The following is an 18003-nucleotide window of genomic DNA, read 5'->3' as shown; positions in this document are numbered from 1 at the left end:
TATGTTTCGTACCATGATGAAAGCGAAAATTCATCGTGCACGAGTAACAGAAGCAAATCTGAATTATGTTGGAAGTGTAACGATCGATCAAAATATTTTGGATCAAGTTGGTATTTTGCCGCACGAAAAAGTCCAAATCGTAAATAATAATAATGGAGCACGGCTGGAAACCTATGTTATACCAGGTGAAAGAGGATCTGGAGTTATCTGCTTAAATGGCGCCGCAGCACGGCTTGTTCAACCAGGTGATACAGTTATTATTGTATCATATGCAATGGTATCGGAAGAAGAGTTAGCAACATTTAAGCCAAAAGTTGCACTTATGAATGAAAACAATGACATCACCGATCTTATCGAACAAGAGCCACCAATGACAGAAATTCGTGATGGAAAAATGCCGATTCGCTAAGATGATGATGGATAAAGGTGTAAACTCTTATCATGGATGCTGATAAGAGTTTTGCTTTATCGAGAGGGCAATCGGTATGGATAGGGGGTGTAATGGATGTGTAAGTTTGTCGTTATTGATCTCGAAACGACAGGACATTCACCAGCAAACAAAGACAAAATTATTGAAGTGGGAATTGTGACGATCGAAAATAATGAAATAACGAATGAGTTTTCCACATTGCTAAATCCAGGGAAACCCATTCCACCTTTTATCGCAAATTTAACGGGAATAGCTGATCAAGATGTCATAGATGCCCCTACTTTTTCTGAAAAAGCTGATGAAATTGTTGAGATGTTTCAGGACAGTTATTTAATTGCCCATAATGTACCATTTGATTTAGGGTTTTTAAATGAAGAACTTGCATTTAATAACAAGAAAAAACTAACAAATCCAGTTGTTGATACGGTTGAACTTGCACGAATTCTTTATCCACAAGCTCCAGGTTTCAAACTTGGTCAATTGGCAGATTATATTCAAATTAAACACGATGATCCACATCGTGCATTGTCTGATGCCTTTGTTACGGCAAAATTATTATTGAAGTTAAAAGAAAAGCTAGAATCATTGCCGTATGAAACGATTGATCATCTTTTAAAACTAGAACCAATGTTAAAGTCAGATTTACACCAGCTACTAAATGCCAGACAGCAAGCTTTGGCATTTTCAACAGAAAACAACCAAGACATTGTTTCTTATCGTGGATTGGCTTTTAGAAAAATGGTGGAATATAAAAAGGCAAACACCAAATTAGATACTCCCTATGGCAATTACCTTGATGATATATACGAACATAATGGAACAATGGAGCAGCAAATGCGTTGTTATGAAAAAAGAAGTGGGCAACGAGAAATGTCTGAACATATTTATGATGCATTCCGCTTAAGTCATCATGGGTTAATAGAGGCAGAGACAGGTACCGGTAAATCATTGGCCTATTTACTGCCAGCTGTTTATGAAGCAGTTCAGGCAAACAAACGAATTGTAATTAGTACTTATACAACTCAATTACAATCACAGCTGCTTGATGAAGAAATTCCATTAATTCATAAATTAGTTTCATTTCCATTCCATGTTGCATTGTTAAAAGGAAAACAGCATTACATAAGCTTAGAAAAATTTGAACATGAATTATCATCCGAACAACAAGACAACTATGATATCGTCCTAACTAAAGCCATGCTACTTGTTTGGTTAACGGAAACAGAAACAGGGGATATTGATGAAATTCAATTGCCATCAAGTGGCTTTTTATTTTTTAAACGCATTTCAACAGATACAGAAGGATATGCTGATCCAACATCACCATGGTTCACTAGGTCATTTTACCAGCATGCCAAACGACAGGCACAAAAAGCTGATATCGTGATTACTAATCATGCATTATTATGTACAGATATGTTTAATGGATATCAATTTTTGCCTACTTACGACAAAGCAATCATTGATGAGGCTCATCATTTAGAAGAAACAGCCTCCAAACATTATGGATTGAAGCTTGATTACGCAACCATCCATTATAGGTTAAATCATATTGGTAGAACGGATGAAGGGAACTGGCTAGGAAAATTGGCAGCATCCTATTCGATTGAAAATACACCGATGGATAAGTGGAATGATATTTATGAAAAAGCGAAATATGAAGTTGATGATTTATTTCGCTATCTCTTTCAATATGTTGTTGATCAGCAAAAAATCAGAAAATCTTATAGTGATATTGGACGCATTCAATACCGATTTGAAAATGATCAGGAACATCCAGACAAGTGGAGTACAATAAAGGAAATGGCAACAAGGTTGACCTTTTATTTCCGTGATCTTATTCATATTTTGGCATATACAGAACAATATTTGGAAAAAAAAGATCTGCTTACGAAAAATGACAAGGATGAAATGGATATCACGATTGAATTACTGCAAACAATTATTGATCATGTCGAGCAACTATTTCTGATCGATGATGATGAGACTAGCCATGTCAAATGGATTGAAATCGAAGCATTCGGGGCAAAAAATGCTGTTTACATCTACAGTGAACCAATTAATATGTCTACATTATTAGCACATGACTTTTTCGAACAAAAACAAAGTGTTATATTAACAAGTGCCACGTTAACGATGAAAAATTCGTTTGCTTTTATTCAAAATCGTTTAGGATTAATGGATGATCGATTGATGACAGCGAAGATTAAATCTCCGTTTACATATCAAGATCAGGTTCAGTTAATGATTCCAAATGACTTTCCCGATATCAAGCATGGGAATTTGGACGATTATATTTATGCAACAAGTGAAGCAATATTATCATTGGCAGAGATTACAAAAGGCCGGATGTTAATCCTGTTTACATCGTATGACATGTTAAAGAAATCATACACGGTACTGAAGGAAGCACTGGATTTAACAAAATATGTTCTGATTGCCCAGGGAATTTCAAGTGGAAGTCGTGCAAGGTTAAAGAAAAACTTTATCAATTATGAACAAGCTATTTTACTTGGAACCAGCTCTTTTTGGGAAGGCGTCGATATACCTGGTGAGGATTTGTCATGTCTAGTCATTGTCCGCCTGCCTTTCCAGCCACCAGACCATCCCATATATGAAGCAAAGGCCAGTGATTTAAAACGTAATGGTAAAAATGCATTCATGGAACTTTCACTACCAAATGCTGTTATCCGGTTTAAACAAGGATTTGGACGGCTGATTCGTTCATCAAATGACAGGGGAATTGTGTTTGTGTGTGATGCACGATTAATGAAGGCTCGTTATGGTACCTATTTTACCGAATCAATTCCAAATGTTCCAACGACTTTTGATTCAACACAACGATTAATGGATAAGGCGGAACAATGGTTTTAGTAAAAATAAAAAAATACTGATGCACCAAATCGATGCATCAGTTATTATGGTATGGGGCTGGAAATTTTTTGTTGAAATAAATACAAAACATTATAAAGCTTGTTATACTGTATAGGGTCAAAAAATATTTATCTCAAGCGTACTATTAGTTTTCACCATGGTAAATGTACTATGTGTAGCAAAAATTGATAAAACAAGCAGCTTTTATGGAGGGATAACGATTGAACAATACTGAGACATTATCAACTTTAAAAATCCACTATTCCGCAGAATTGTACAAAATTGTCGATTGCTTAAATCGAACACTAAAAAAGGAAGATCTAATGTTTGGTTTAGCATTAGATAAAACTGATGAGAATCAAGCAATATTCACAATCTATCGTACCTAATTGGTTAAAATGGATTTTGTTGGTTATTTGTCTTGTCCTCATTTCTTGTTTGATCTATATTGGCTTTTTATACCATAGTATCCAGGAAAGTAAAAATGCTGGTTTTAGTGACACAAAAGAACGTGTATTGGAAAACACGGAACTAACCGAAATTGATCGCATTTCAAAATTTCAGGGTGAAAAAACATACCACATTTTATTTGGTAATACAAAGGATCAGGATGAAAAGATTGTTTTCGTTCCGATTCAGTCTAAATCAGAAAAGATAACAATCATCGATGCATCTGACATTTTACGTGAGCAGAATGTTATTAAACAATGGCAGGAACAATGTAATAAATGTGAACTTATCGACGTTACCCCAGCAATGGTTGATAACAAAGCCTTATGGGAAGTCACATATAAAGATAGTTCAGATCGTTATACATTTGATTATTTATCCATTTACGATGGTACACGGTTTCAGCAAATCCGATTAAAGAGTATGTTTAATTAAACAGGTAAACCAGAAGATTTCAATATGTTAAACAACCCTATAAGGAAGGTGATTTCATGGAATTAGCAAATAGAGTTAAAACATTAACACCATCTTCAACTCTCGCTATTACAGCTAAAGCGAAAGAATTAAAAGAGCAGGGCTATGATGTAATTGGATTGGGAGCAGGCGAACCAGATTTTAATACACCAAAATATATAATCGATGCAGCAGAAAAAGCGATGCGTGAAGGTATGACAAAATATACTCCATCCGGCGGAACAGTGGAACTGAAAAAGGCGATCATAAATAAGCTAGAAAACGATAATCACTTGTCTTATAACACAAATGAAATCATTGTGACAACCGGTGCAAAACATGCATTATACACATTATTCCAAGTACTGTTAAATCCAGTAGATGAGGTTATTATTCCAACACCATATTGGGTAAGCTATCCAGAGCAGGTTAAACTAGCCGGTGGTACACCTGTATTTGTTACAGCAGAAGAAGCGAACCACTTTAAATTAACACCTGAACAATTGGAGTCTGCTATTACAGCGAAAACAAAAGCATTTATTATCAATTCACCAAGCAACCCAACGGGAATGATGTATACTGAAAAAGAACTAGCTGCACTTGGAGATGTTTGCTTAAAACATAATATTATGATCATATCCGATGAAATTTATGAAAAACTAATTTATACCGAAGATGTGCATGTCTCAATAGCGCAAATTTCAGATGCCCTTAAAGAACAAACTGTTATTATTAATGGTGTATCTAAATCACACGCGATGACAGGCTGGAGGATTGGTTATGCAGCTGGAAATGAAAAAATCATAAAAGCAATGACTAACCTTGCATCCCATTCCACATCAAACCCGACGTCAATCGCACAGTATGCCGCACTTGCTGCATATTCAGCAAATGATGATGCTACGAATGAAATGAAACATGCATTTAAAGAACGTTTAGATCAGATGTATCACTTAATCAATGATATACCAGGCATAACTTGTATAAAGCCAAAGGGAGCCTTTTATTTGTTCCCTAATGTGCAGGAAGCAGCTAACTCAAATGGATTTACGAATGTCGATGAGTGGGTTACCGCATTATTAGAAGAGGAAAAAGTTGCCCTTGTTCCAGGATCCGGTTTTGGAGCAGAACATAATGTACGCCTATCTTATGCAACATCAATTGAATTATTAACAGAAGCAGCAAAACGAATAAAACGTTTTGTCTTAAACCATCAATCTTAGTTTTTGGAGGGAATTTTGTTGAAAACAACGATATCAGAAGTACCTAAACATGAAGGACAGCAAGTAACAATCGGCGCATGGCTTGCCAATAAACGTTCAAGTGGTAAAATTGCCTTTTTGCAATTGCGTGATGGAACAGGTTTCATTCAAGCTGTAGTTGCGAAAAATGATGTGAGTGAAGAGGATTTTCAACTTGCAAAAAACATGTCGCAAGAAACGTCTATGTACATAACGGGAACAATTGTTGAGGACAAGCGTTCACCATTTGGTTATGAAATGCAAGTACACCAGCTTGAATTAATTCATGAAGCCGTTGATTATCCAATCACACCAAAAGAGCATGGTACAGAATTTTTAATGGACCATCGTCATCTTTGGCTTCGTTCTAAGCGACAACATGCAGTAATGAAAATTCGGAATGAAATTATCAGGGCAACATACCAATTTTTTAATGAAAGTGGTTACGTTAAAATTGATCCGCCAATCTTAACGGGATCATCCGCTGAAGGAACTACTGAATTATTCCATACCCAGTATTTTGATGAAGAAGCCTATTTATCACAAAGTGGCCAACTATACATGGAAGCAGCGGCAATGGCATTCGGTAAGGTATTTTCTTTTGGCCCAACATTTCGCGCGGAAAAATCAAAGACGAGAAGACATCTCATTGAATTTTGGATGATTGAACCAGAAATGGCCTTTGTTGATCATGAGGAAAGTTTACAAATCCAAGAACAGTACGTGAGTTTTATTGTGCAATCCGTATTAAATAATTGTAAACTAGAACTTGATGTATTGGAACGTGATACAGCAAAACTTGAATTAATTAAGGCACCTTTCCCAAGAATTTCATATGACGATGCAGTCGAACTACTAAAAGAAAAGGGATTTACCGATATTGAATGGGGAGAAGATTTCGGAGCACCACATGAAACAGCAATTGCCGAAAGCTTCGACAAACCAGTGTTCATCACAAACTATCCGAAAGATATTAAGGCTTTTTACATGAAACCAGATCCAAACCGTGATGATGTTGTGTTATGTGCTGATTTAATTGCCCCAGAAGGTTATGGCGAAATCATTGGTGGCTCACAACGTATCGATGATTTAGAATTAATGAAACAACGTTATGAGGAACATAATTTGACCGGAGAGGCGTATCAGTGGTATTTGGAGCTTCGTCAGTATGGAAGTGTCCCACATTCCGGATTTGGACTCGGCCTTGAGCGAACGGTAGCATGGCTAGCAGGTGTTGAACATGTAAGGGAAACAATACCATTCCCTCGACTATTAAATAGACTATATCCTTGATTAATCGAACAGTTTCGTAATAAAAATCCCTTGTGTAAAAGCGAGGGATTTTAAACGTTATCAAAGCTTTTCCATGCTATACTAGGAATGAGGTGCATAAATTGCGTAAATCAATCCAAATTCAACAATTATTATTAAACCAATTGCAAGTCCCGTCAAGATTGTTAACGAATTATAAATCACTCGGACTAGATGAAAAGGACGTTATGTTGTTATTACAGATATATCGATTTATATTTGATGAAAATGAATTTCCGACTCCAGCCGAACTGGCATCGTTCCTAACAATAGATGAACAAGAGTGCTCAGCTATACTACGCAAGCTAATTCAGAAGGGGTTTTTGGCAATTGAGCAAACAAAAAATGAACAAAATCAGTGGAGTGAACTATACTCCTTAGAACCACTTTGGGATAAAATATTTTCGCCCGTCAAGCCTAAAGTAGAGCATGAAGATGGCTCCATTTTTATTCTATTTGAACAAGAATTTGGTAGGCCATTGTCACCATTTGAAATCGAAACCATTAACGTGTGGTTAGATGAAGACGAATTAGCACCGTCATTAATTAAAGCCGCATTAAGAGAATCGGTTTTAATGGGAAAACTTAATTTTAAATATATCGATCGAATTCTCCGGGACTGGAAGAAGAAGGGGATACAGACAGTCGAACAAGCGAGAGACGCAACCAAATCATTTCATCATAAACAAATTAGTAAACAAACAACACCAACCAAAAAGAGAGATACATCGTTTTACTATAACTGGTTAGAAGGGGAGGATTAAGCGGTGCTAACGAAAAAACAAGTCCAGTTCTGTTTGGATCGCATGCGTGAAATGTTCCCAGAAGCGGAATGTGAATTAAATCATGCCAATCCATTTGAATTAGTCATTGCTGTACTTTTATCAGCCCAATGTACAGATGTGTTGGTCAATAAGGTGACAAAGGAACTGTTTAAAAAATATCAAACACCTGAAGATTATTTAGCTGTCACATTAGAAGAATTACAGCAGGACATCCGATCAATTGGACTATATCGGAACAAAGCAAAAAACATTCGGAAACTTTGCCAAATGCTAATTGATGAATATGGTGGAGAAGTTCCGGAGACAAAAGACGAGCTCATGAAATTGGCAGGGGTTGGGCGAAAGACTGCCAATGTTGTTGCTTCAGTTGCTTTTCATGAACCAGCCATTGCGGTTGACACACATGTCGAACGTGTTGCGAAGCGATTAGGGATTTGCCGATGGAAGGATTCTGTTTTAGAAGTAGAACAAACACTAATGAGAAAAGTTCCCAAGAATGAATGGAGTGAAACACATCACCGAATGATTTTCTTTGGCAGATACCATTGCAAAGCTAAAAATCCAAATTGCCCTGAATGCCCTCTGTTAGAAGTTTGCAGGGAAGGTCAGAAACGAATGAAAAAGCGAAATGCTATTTAAAAAGACCGAGGCAGTTCATTTTAAAATGAGCTGCCTCGGTCTTTTTTATTTTTTATTCGTCGTTGTCTTGGTCTTCGTCATCTTCTTGATCATTTCCGTTCCCGTTTCCATGACCACCATTTCCATGACCTTCTCCTGGACCACTAGTTTCTTCATCTTCACCAGGTATTTGAATGGTTGTACTTTGCGATTCACCTCGAATACCGCTCGTTTCTCCATTTTTACCTATTGGTGTAACGGCAATCGTATAGGTGGTACCTGGTTGTGCATTGTCAATTTTAAGGCCGTTTGAATTAACTGTTTGTTGTTGAGGTGCACCACCACTTGGTGTTACGGTTACCTCAAACGTTGCCGCAGGGCCATTATATTTCCATGAAACATCAATTGTATTATTTTTATAGGTAGCATTTAATCCATTAACAGCTTCCATCTCACCATCATTCTCATCTTCGTCCTCATCTTCTTCATCTTCGCCGCCGGTTTTCACTTTCGTTGATTTTGCTTCACTCGTGTTTGCCTCATCATCATTACTAACAACAACGACTTGGATCGTATACTCGACACCTGGTTCGACACTTGTGATTTCCATTTCTGTATCATCTGTTGTTGATAATTCTTGCATCTGTCCGCCGTCAATACCAGCACTTACCTGGAAGGAAACGTCCTGATCTTCATCATAATCCCATTCCACATCAATTGTATTTTCATCCTCGTTAAAAGATGCTGTTAAATCACTGACAGGATCAAGTTTATCGAATTTCTCAGACGTTTTTGATGGTTCATTTCCTTTCACAAATAACTCCGAAACAATTTCCGAATCTGGTGTATAGTCACTTGGTAACCTCGCAGGATTTGATCCTTTTTCTACACCAATCTCCACAACCGAACTTGGTTTTGTGAAATCAGCTGTTTCCTTACCTTCAGAAATATAGGACATCGTATTTTTAAACAATGCGTGCGGAATTTTGGTATCAGGTAAAACCACTTTCTGATCATCGTATCCAGTCCAAATCGAAATGGTGTAATTCGTTGTATAACCACTGAACCAGGAATCAGGACTGCCATCTTTTTTTTCAAGATTTGTTGTTCCCGTTTTCCCAGCTACTGGAAGTCCAGGAATATTAGCTGATGTTCCTGTACCTTCAGTCATAACTGATTTTAGCATGTCGGTTATCATATATGCCGTATAGTCCGACATAACAGGCTCTGGTTTTGGCTTCAAATCAACCGTTTTACCATCAGGGAATTCTACTTTCGTAACAGAGTATGGATCATTCGATATCCCTTCATTACCAAATGCACGATATGCACCCGCAAGTTCTAATGGGGTAACTTCTAGTGAAGCCCCTCCAATAGTATCCAGAATGGTCATATTTTTATCACCAAAATCTATTCCTAAACCTTCAGCAAATTCCTGTGCTTTTCCTGTGCCGATTTTATCTGTTGTTTTTAGTGCTGGAACATTTAATGATTGGGCTAATGCATAACGCATTGACATCCAGCCTTGATATTTACCATTCCAGTTGCCTGCTTTTTTATTGGTACCCGCAATTCCAAAAGGTTTATCATCGTTTAGTTGATGATATGTTGACCATTTTTCATATTCAATAGCAGGACCATAAGCAGCGATCGGTTTCATAGTAGACCCGGCTTGACGGCCACCCTGAATGGCATAGTTGTAGCCACCGTTTTCAAGTCCTCCACGAGCACCGCCAATTGCACGTATTGCCCCATTTTTCGTATCTAATACAACCATTCCAGCTTGCATATCGACCATATTACCTTTCGTGTCTTCTACTTTATCTGGATACGGAATTGGATTATCATCGCTATCCGAAAATAGGAACTCAACATGGTCTTGCATGTCTGTGTCCAACGTTGTATATATTTTTAGTCCATCCGTATAAATATCAGCACCATCAAGTTTCTGTTCTACTTCTTTTTTAACCTGTTGTAAAAATCCTTCATATGGTGATGTATCAGGATGTGTATCTGTTAATAGTGATGGGATATCCACTTTTCGCGCTTCATTTGCTTTCTTTTCCGTTATCTTACCATGCATGACCATTAAATCTAATACTGTATCCATCCGTTCCTTTGTCAGCTCAGGATGGTTATACGGGTCATAACCAGTTGGTCGTTGCGGTAAACCTGCTAAAATGGCTGCCTCAGGCAATGTTAAGTCGTTCAAATCTGTTTTACCAAAATAATTTTGTGCGGCTTTAGCTACCCCATAGGCGCCACTGCCATAATAAACTTTATTCAAATACATCTCGAGTATTTCTTCTTTTGAGTAGTCCTGCTCTAATTGAAGTGCTAACCACATTTCCTGTACTTTTAGACTTATTTTTTTATCATGTTCTAGGAAGGCTTGTTCTACCACCTGTTGAGTTATGGTACTTGCACCTTGAGAACCAAAACCATCCGTAATATTAGCGATAATTGCACCGCCAATTCGTTTAGGGTCTATCCCGTGGTGTTTAAAGAACCGAGAGTCCTCTGTTGCAACAACCGCATCAATCAGGACTTGTGGTAAGTCATCATAACTAATTTTCGTTCGCTGTTCAGCGCCCAAATCAGCAAACAACTCCCCATCTTTATCATAAATTTTTGATGAAAATGGGTCTGTTAGTTTTGATGCATCAATATCAGGTGCAGTAGCGATATAATAGGTGAACAATGCTCCGACACCAATTGCTAAAGCTAAAATTATGATTCCAGTATAGAGAAAGATCCTTTTCCATAACGGTTTCTTTTTCGTCTTCTTTTGCTTTCTTCTTGCCATGCGAGATTGGCCGTTTTCTGCCATAGCTCCATTCCTCCGTCTCTAAAAATAAAGCTGATCAATTACCTGCAAATAATCCACTCTCTTTTGAAAATGAAAGGGGATCTGGTATCCATCCTGTTTAATTGTTTGATAGGGAATCGATTTACGACCACCATTTAGTTTGTTTTGCCAATATGGAAAAATCTTTTCAGCCGGCATGTAATAGGTCTCATTAAATGTGGCGAATCGAATTAACATAAAGCAAATCCCATCATGCTCCACAATGGATTGCATGTGTTTTATCTGATGATCGTGGATATTAGCTAATGGAAACAGTGTTTTATTTTTTGTTTCCTTTGCTTCAAAATCAACATATTTTCCACGGTATAATCCATTGTAATCCGTTGTTGAAGCTTGTTTAAAATAGCCTTCAGTAATCACAGCAGCACTTCTTCTAGGATAGTGAACCTTTACTATTTGTACAGGTGTTGGTTTCTTATGGATCACTGCTTTATTCATTTCCAAATAATACGTGTTCGTTTCATTAATATCTTCTTCTAATGTCATCCCCCGATTACTAAAGCTGTTTTTCGCTTGATTTCTATTATTTTGCGGGATTGTATGCTTTCTTCCATTCGGATAGTTCATCCAAATTCCCCCTTGCATATTACAGTATCATACCACAAAAAAAGCGGACTTGATAATAAACAAATGCATAAAATGTACTGTAAATACGAATTCTAATAGTTATCGTAATTCAAGTTATCTGGGAGCGTGTCACTATCCATGCTAAGGAACCAAGATTACCTCCATTATATAATAAAGAAGACAAAAGAACATAATCTCGATAACATTACCCGTACGAAAGCATATCAAAACTTTTACCTTTGCTTTCCGGAAATCAAGTGGGCCTTTGTTGCAAGCTTAGTTTCCAGAAATGCTGGATGGAACATGACAGATCTTTTTTTACCGCCATTTAAAAAACTTCTCAGTCATAAAAAACGTCAGCAGTTATTCATGACATATGAACGGGCGAATTGGTTGATTTTCTCCGATGCTTATCCTCAATTATTAGTCTATAAGTTATCGAAAAAACTGGATACACCATTGTTTGATTTGTTAACAGAACTACGTGTTACAACATACATGGTTCACGAATGGCATCATTTTTGGCATTATCATGATCAAGAAAGGTTAATGACTGCTTTGATCATTAATGAGCAAAATGTTATTCAACACCCAGTCTTGAAACAGACCTATTTTAAGTATCAGGTATTTTTCAGACTTCCATACCTCTTACAGGATTTTTTATTCATGAATGCAGTAATTTTGCCTACGCGATCTCCCAATTTATATGGTGCATTTGTACATGATTTCACCAATGTAACGAACAGGATAACATTAGGAAAACGTCTTGCTGCTATTATATACGATCCAACCATTTATCAAGATCTGCTTGATTTCGCCATTGCTACGGAGCACACTGGTTCTCGACGTGATTATGAACAATTCTTACAGTTACACTTGCCCAAAAGTCCACTTTTACGTGTAGTTTACCCTACAATATCCCATCAAGATACTATTCGTAAAGATTGGTACAAATTAGGGGGGATAAAATCTAAATGGTTGCAAGGTGTACAAATCGATTCGATAAATCCAAACGTTGGTTCATCTTTTTACAAAAAAAGGCATATGCTTTATGCATTTTATCACATTAAAAATATGTTCTTATGATAAGAAAAAAATCGGCTTGAAGGGCCGATTTTTTTATAAGATTACACATTTCCGTTTCTTAAGTTGAAGGTCGATCAGGGCCGTCTAATTTTTTATTGCCGTAACCCCGTACCTCTTTCTTTTGCTTTTCTTCAGTTTTTGGTTTCGTCTGTTTCTTCATACTCATGCCTCCTTTAATCTTAGCTTGTCTAATTTTAAGGAAAAAATGAGTGCTTGCACTTGTTTTGGCTCATTTTTTCTAGTTTTGTCGAACAAGAAGGTCGTTGCAAACTTTTGCCGAATTAGTTAGGTAAAATACTTTGATGAAGGGTGAGAAGTGTGACTATTTTAGCTCAAAAGTTATCGTATTCAGACGAGGGAATAGATAAGCAGACATTTGTGAATTCACTTCAAAATATGTCTGACCAATTAAGATGGATTGATCAAAAGCTAACAATGAAGGTTGATAATGAAATCATTCAATCGTTTTATTACCAGCAAAATACGATTAGAATAACACAGTCGACCGTAAATCGAATTAAAAGCCGTGCAAAGAAACCTTAATAGGTGATACAGTATAAGGAGACATAGAATAAAAGGCGGTTTTTGGATATGGAATTAACAGAGCAAACAAAAGAATTAAAACAACATCTAGATCAATTAACAGACAGATATGAAAATAACGATCCTCCTGAGGATAAACGGGATAAACAATTTTTTTTAACTGTGAAAGAAACAACGAATCCTATTTACCAGCTTTTAGCAGAATGGGAAGAAGCAGCACTGAAATCTATAAAAAATCGCGAAGTAAACGTTCACCCACAACAGATTACATCCACACGAGAAAACATGGAATTGTTGTTAATGCATAGCTTCTATATTGATGTGAAACGTAAACGCTACATGGAATTAAATAAATCAGTTCATTATGTTTTCGATCAGTTATTACGGGAATTACAATAATAAAGCCTTTACAATAACCATTTAATTCCGTATAATTGCCTTCCACCTAGTATGAAAGGGGAAGGCAAGATGAATAAAGAAAGTTTAATTAATGAGGCAAAAAAAATAATGGAGAAAGCCTATGTCCCATATTCAGAATTTCCGGTTGGTGCAGCCTTAACGACCAAATCGGGAAAAGTCTATACTGGTTGTAATATCGAGAATGCTGCATTTCCAGTTACCTGTTGTGCAGAACGAGTGGCTATTTTCAAAGCTATTGCAGACGGAGAAAGAGAATTTATTGAAATGGCTGTTGTCGCAGATACAGATAGGCCCGTACCACCATGCGGATCCTGCCGTCAAGTAATGAGTGAGTTTTTTAAACCAACAATGACGGTCCATTTAACAAATCTACATAACAACACAAAAACGGTTTCGGTGGAAGAGTTATTACCATTTTCCTTTCAACCGGATGACCTGCATAACAGAGAATAAAGAAGCTGGAATTCGCAGCTTCTTTTATTTATTTCATACAAACTTTTTCTAAACAAGCATATATACGTATATCAATAATACAATTAAAATTGACATTCCCTTGTTTATTTGAAAAAATATAGATGTACTCGTGAAGAATATGAGGTGATGATAACAATGAACGGAAGTAACATCCAACTCAGTGGAAAAGACATCCTTGAAAAAAATTTTAAAACCGCAATGCGCGGATATAATCAAGAAGAAGTAGATGAATTTTTAGACTCGATCATACAGGATTATGAGGCATTCCAACAAGAAATTGATAAACTACAACAAGAAAATGAACGATTACGAAAACAAACAGATCAATCAAGAACCCGATCTCAAGCACCAAATCATCAAGTGAACTACGACATTCTCAAGCGTTTGTCCAATTTGGAAAAAACCGTTTTCGGTAAAAAATATGCCGATTCCTAACGTCTTGCTTATTTTACCAATGCATTTATACAAAGTTTGTGGTATAATCTTCTGAGAATGATGTTGAATACTGACGTAATCGCTGCATGAATAATGCAGAGGAAAGTCCATGCTCACACAGACTGAGATGTTTGTAGTGTTCGTGCTTGACGAAACCATAAGTCAAGGTAGCCGATTGGGTTAACGGCAGAAGGAATTCCTAAGTCTTTTGGATATGGAAAAAACTTCTTGAAGGTGCCACAGTGACGAAGTCTGAATGGAAACATCCAGAGTGGAACGAGGTAAACCCCACGAGTGAGCAACCCAAATAATGGTAGGGGCACCCTTAATTAGGGAATTAAACTGAAAAAGGGACAAGCTAATGCTTGCAGATAGATGATTACGACCAAAGTACAAGGTTGACCACCGTTTGGAGTACAATGGAACAGAACATGGCTTATGAAGTATTCAATGGTCCATACAATAAATTCAGACAAACCTTTCACATGGGATCGCCAAGTGAAAGGTTTTTTATTTTTTCATTAAAGTGGTAAACTAAACTTAATTTAGTTTTAAGTGTGTTCAAAAAGTGCCAAATTAGAAGCAAGAAGGTCGAGGCGGAGTAGTTTTGAGCACTAAGTAAAGCTTCCCCCGACTCTACATCGCACGCAGGAAAAGTGGCCTTCTTTTCCAAGGAGCGGAGAAACAAGCCAACGAAGAGATTCGCCGCTTATCATTTGTGCCTTTTTGAACAACCTATTTAAAGAAACGAGTGAAGATTATTATGAATCAACATGTAAAATTAATAGCAACAGCAGCGATGGGATTAGAATCAGTTGTTGCAAGTGAAGTAAAGGACCTTGGCTATGATGCGGAGGTGGAAAATGGAAAGGTCATTTTCACAGCACCAATAACAGCCATCCCTCGCTGTAACCTATGGCTTCGAACTGCAGATCGAGTTAAATTACTAATCGGTGAATTTAACGTAAAAACATTTGATGAACTATTTGAACACACAAAAGCATTACCATGGGAAAATTTTATTACAGAGGACGGCCAATTTCCCGTTTCTGGAAAATCAGTGAAATCCACATTGTATAGTGTCCCGGATTGTCAGGCTATTGTAAAAAAGTCAATTGCTGAGCGTTTAAAACTGAAATATGGACTAGCTTCAAAAATGCCGGAGTCGGGTGCATTGTACAAAGTAGAAGTGGCTATACATAAAGATATTGCCTCCCTGACATTAGATACGTCTGGCGCTGGTTTACATAAGCGTGGCTATCGAGTAGGGCAAGGTGAAGCACCATTAAAAGAAACAATGGCTGCAGCACTTGTTTTGTTGACAAATTGGAAGCCTGCATACACATTAGTAGATCCTTTTTGTGGTTCAGGCACAATACCAATTGAGGCTGCATTAATAGGACAAAATATCGCACCAGGATTTAATCGTGAATTCGCATCTGAAAATTGGGGCTTTATTAAAAACAGTTATTGGGAACAAGCTTTTGAAGAGGCAGAAGATCTAGCGAATTACGATCAACCACTCGATATCATTGGCTCAGATATTGATCACAATATGATAAAAATAGCGAAAGACAATGCAACAGAAGCGGGCTTGGGTGATTTACTCGAATGGAAACAAATGCAAGTGAAAGATCTATTCATTCGTAAAGAAAATGGGTATATCATAGGAAATCCACCATACGGACAACGACTTGGAGACAAAAAAACGATTGCGAGTCTCTATCAAGATCTTGGCAACATCATGAAGGAACATCCAAGCTGGAGTGTTTATATCCTAACTGCTTTTGAAAATTTTGAGAAGCAGTATGGGCAAAAAGCAACGAAAAAGCGAAAACTTTTTAATGGATTCATTCGTACTGATTATTATCAGTACTTTGGAAAGAAATAGAGAGGGGAGATCAAAATGAAGGGTAATACAGAAGCTTTAGAGAAAGACTTTCAAGAATTACTTCAAGAACAAAATGCATACCGAGAAGCAATTACGCTTACACAATGGGATATGCGGACAAAAATCCCCAAAAAAGGTGTGGGACAACGCTCAGAGGTAGTAGGGTTACTATCTGAAAAGCTACATCAATTGGAAACATCTGAAAAAATGAAATACATTACTGATATGTTAATGGAATCAACAGAGGATAAGATAATTAGAAAAACCGCTGAAAATTGTCAAGAAACATATAAGCGTAATAAAAAAATTCCTCATGATGAATTCAAAGAATATGTGATGCTCCAATCAAAATCTGAAGCGATATGGCAGGAAGCAAGAGAGAAAGCTGATTTTTCATTGTTTCAACCTTATTTGGAAAAACTCGTGGATTATAATAAAAGGTTTGCTAACTATTGGGGATATGAAGCAAACATCTATGATGCACTTTTACATAATTATGAGCCTGGAGTTACAACCAAGACATTAGACAACGTGTTTCCCAACCTTCGAAAGCCTTTAAGTTCATTAGTTGATAATATTAGTCGAAGTAATGCAAAACCTGATCCTACTATATTAACAGGGCATTTTCCAAAACAAGACCAACGAGCATTTACGTTAGAAGTTCTAAAGCAGATGGGGTATGACTTTGATTCCGGTCGACTTGATGAAACGATTCATCCATTTGCAATTGGAATAAACTTGAATGATGTCAGGATAACAACAAGATACGATGAAGAGGATTTCCGTATGGCTGTATTTGGCACGATTCATGAAGGCGGACATGCATTATATGAGCAAAACATCAGTCATCAACTTGCTGGAACACCACTAGCAACAGGAACTTCAATGGGTATTCATGAATCACAGTCATTGTTCTGGGAAAATTTTATTGGTCGTAGTGAAGCCTTTTGGCAATCACACTATGATCTATTCAAATCATTTGCACCACAACAATTTCATAATGTTCCGTTGGATGATTTTTATCGTGCCGTAAATGAGGTTAAGCCATCATTCATCCGTATAGAAGCAGATGAATTAACGTATCCTCTTCATATTATGATCAGATATGAACTAGAGAAGGCATTAATCAACGATGAAATAAGCGTTCGTGATTTACCACATTTATGGAATGAAAAAATGGTAGATTATCTAGGAATTGAACCTCCGACGGACCGAGAAGGAGTCTTACAGGATATCCATTGGGCTGGAGGAGATTTTGGTTATTTCCCATCCTATGCACTTGGCTACATGTATGCAGCACAATTTCAGCATACCATGGCAAAAGAGTTGAACTTGGATGACATAATTGCAAAAGGTAATTTTGATCCAATCAGACAATGGTTAACAAGTCACATTCACCAATATGGAAAAATGAAAAAACCGTTGGAAATTATTCAAGACGTCACAAATGAATCGTTAAATCCTGATTATTTAGTACAATATTTAACGAATAAATACGCGGATATTTATAAGGTGTAAAAAACAGGGGCTGCACTCAGCCCCTGTTTTTTACATTA

The 18003-nt window shown here is 37.0% G+C and carries 17 protein-coding genes and 1 other RNA gene; 16 read left to right on the top strand and 2 right to left on the bottom strand.

The window, feature by feature from the left end:
- Position 1: 1 nt before the first annotated feature.
- The 8 genes from panD (at position 2) to nth (ending at position 8183) form a co-directional block, all read left to right on the top strand.
- Positions 2-409 (top strand): aspartate 1-decarboxylase, encoded by a 408-nt coding sequence (gene panD, locus ACW2QC_RS03010; RefSeq protein ID WP_457542495.1) that lies wholly within the window; start codon positions 2-4, stop codon positions 407-409.
- Positions 410-505: 96 nt separating this feature from the next.
- Positions 506-3304, top strand: a complete 2799-nt coding sequence (dinG, locus tag ACW2QC_RS03005; RefSeq protein ID WP_457542494.1) for an ATP-dependent DNA helicase DinG — start codon at positions 506-508, stop codon at positions 3302-3304.
- A gap of 221 nt (positions 3305-3525) precedes the next feature.
- Positions 3526-3693 carry a YpmA family protein gene (locus ACW2QC_RS03000; protein ID WP_457542493.1) on the top strand — a complete coding sequence of 56 codons (168 nt, stop codon included), beginning with the start codon at positions 3526-3528 and terminating at the stop codon, positions 3691-3693.
- Positions 3656-4189 (top strand): cell wall elongation regulator TseB-like domain-containing protein, encoded by a 534-nt coding sequence (locus tag ACW2QC_RS02995; protein WP_457542492.1) that lies wholly within the window; start codon positions 3656-3658, stop codon positions 4187-4189. The genes ACW2QC_RS03000 and ACW2QC_RS02995 overlap by 38 nt, the downstream gene beginning before the upstream one ends.
- Positions 4190-4245: 56 nt before the next feature.
- Positions 4246-5430, top strand: coding sequence for a pyridoxal phosphate-dependent aminotransferase (locus tag ACW2QC_RS02990; protein WP_457542491.1), 1185 nt, complete (start codon positions 4246-4248; stop codon positions 5428-5430).
- 18 nt (positions 5431-5448) lie between these two features.
- Positions 5449-6741 (top strand): asparagine--tRNA ligase, encoded by a 1293-nt coding sequence (asnS, locus tag ACW2QC_RS02985; RefSeq protein WP_457542490.1) that lies wholly within the window; start codon positions 5449-5451, stop codon positions 6739-6741.
- A 101-nt stretch (positions 6742-6842) separates the two neighbouring features.
- Complete coding sequence (locus tag ACW2QC_RS02980; RefSeq protein WP_457542489.1) at positions 6843-7523, top strand: DnaD domain protein; 681 nt, start codon at positions 6843-6845, stop codon at positions 7521-7523.
- Positions 7524-7526: 3 nt separating this feature from the next.
- Positions 7527-8183: an endonuclease III gene (gene nth / locus ACW2QC_RS02975; protein WP_457542488.1), complete on the top strand. Its 657-nt coding sequence runs from the start codon at positions 7527-7529 to the stop codon at positions 8181-8183.
- A 52-nt stretch (positions 8184-8235) separates the two neighbouring features.
- On the opposite strand, the gene ACW2QC_RS02970 is transcribed toward nth, so the two are convergent.
- Both ACW2QC_RS02970 and recU read right to left on the bottom strand, forming a co-directional pair.
- Entirely contained in the window at positions 8236-10992 is a 2757-nt protein-coding gene (locus ACW2QC_RS02970; protein ID WP_457542487.1) for a PBP1A family penicillin-binding protein, read from the bottom strand.
- Positions 10993-11010: 18 nt separating this feature from the next.
- Positions 11011-11598: a Holliday junction resolvase RecU gene (gene recU, locus ACW2QC_RS02965; protein WP_457542486.1), complete on the bottom strand. Its 588-nt coding sequence runs from the start codon at positions 11596-11598 to the stop codon at positions 11011-11013.
- 138 nt (positions 11599-11736) lie between these two features.
- Here recU and ACW2QC_RS02960 point away from each other — a divergent pair, with 138 nt between their 5' ends.
- The 8 genes from ACW2QC_RS02960 (at position 11737) to ACW2QC_RS02925 (ending at position 17965) form a co-directional block, all read left to right on the top strand.
- A complete protein-coding gene (locus ACW2QC_RS02960) occupies positions 11737-12684 on the top strand; it encodes a DUF2515 family protein (protein WP_457542485.1) in 948 nt (315 codons plus the stop codon).
- 318 nt (positions 12685-13002) lie between these two features.
- The gene (locus tag ACW2QC_RS02955; protein ID WP_457542484.1) at positions 13003-13227 is read left to right on the top strand and encodes a hypothetical protein; all 225 of its coding nucleotides are present in this window, start codon (positions 13003-13005) and stop codon (positions 13225-13227) included.
- 48 nt (positions 13228-13275) lie between these two features.
- Positions 13276-13626, top strand: a complete 351-nt coding sequence (locus ACW2QC_RS02950; RefSeq protein WP_457542483.1) for a DUF1798 family protein — start codon at positions 13276-13278, stop codon at positions 13624-13626.
- Between the two features lie 69 nt (positions 13627-13695).
- The gene (locus tag ACW2QC_RS02945; protein ID WP_457542482.1) at positions 13696-14100 is read left to right on the top strand and encodes a cytidine deaminase; all 405 of its coding nucleotides are present in this window, start codon (positions 13696-13698) and stop codon (positions 14098-14100) included.
- A gap of 156 nt (positions 14101-14256) precedes the next feature.
- Positions 14257-14556: a cell division regulator GpsB gene (gene gpsB / locus ACW2QC_RS02940; protein WP_457542481.1), complete on the top strand. Its 300-nt coding sequence runs from the start codon at positions 14257-14259 to the stop codon at positions 14554-14556.
- Positions 14557-14623: 67 nt separating this feature from the next.
- An RNA gene (rnpB, locus tag ACW2QC_RS02935) (RNase P RNA component class B) lies at positions 14624-15000 on the top strand.
- Positions 15001-15319: 319 nt separating this feature from the next.
- Complete coding sequence (locus ACW2QC_RS02930) at positions 15320-16447, top strand: THUMP domain-containing class I SAM-dependent RNA methyltransferase (protein WP_457542480.1); 1128 nt, start codon at positions 15320-15322, stop codon at positions 16445-16447.
- A gap of 15 nt (positions 16448-16462) precedes the next feature.
- The gene (locus tag ACW2QC_RS02925) at positions 16463-17965 is read left to right on the top strand and encodes a carboxypeptidase M32 (RefSeq protein WP_457542479.1); all 1503 of its coding nucleotides are present in this window, start codon (positions 16463-16465) and stop codon (positions 17963-17965) included.
- Positions 17966-18003 lie beyond the last annotated feature (38 nt).

Source organism: Virgibacillus sp. FSP13 (assembly GCF_054048505.1).
The sequence above is the reverse complement of the archived record's forward strand: the minus strand, read 5'-3'. Positions and strand labels throughout refer to the sequence as shown.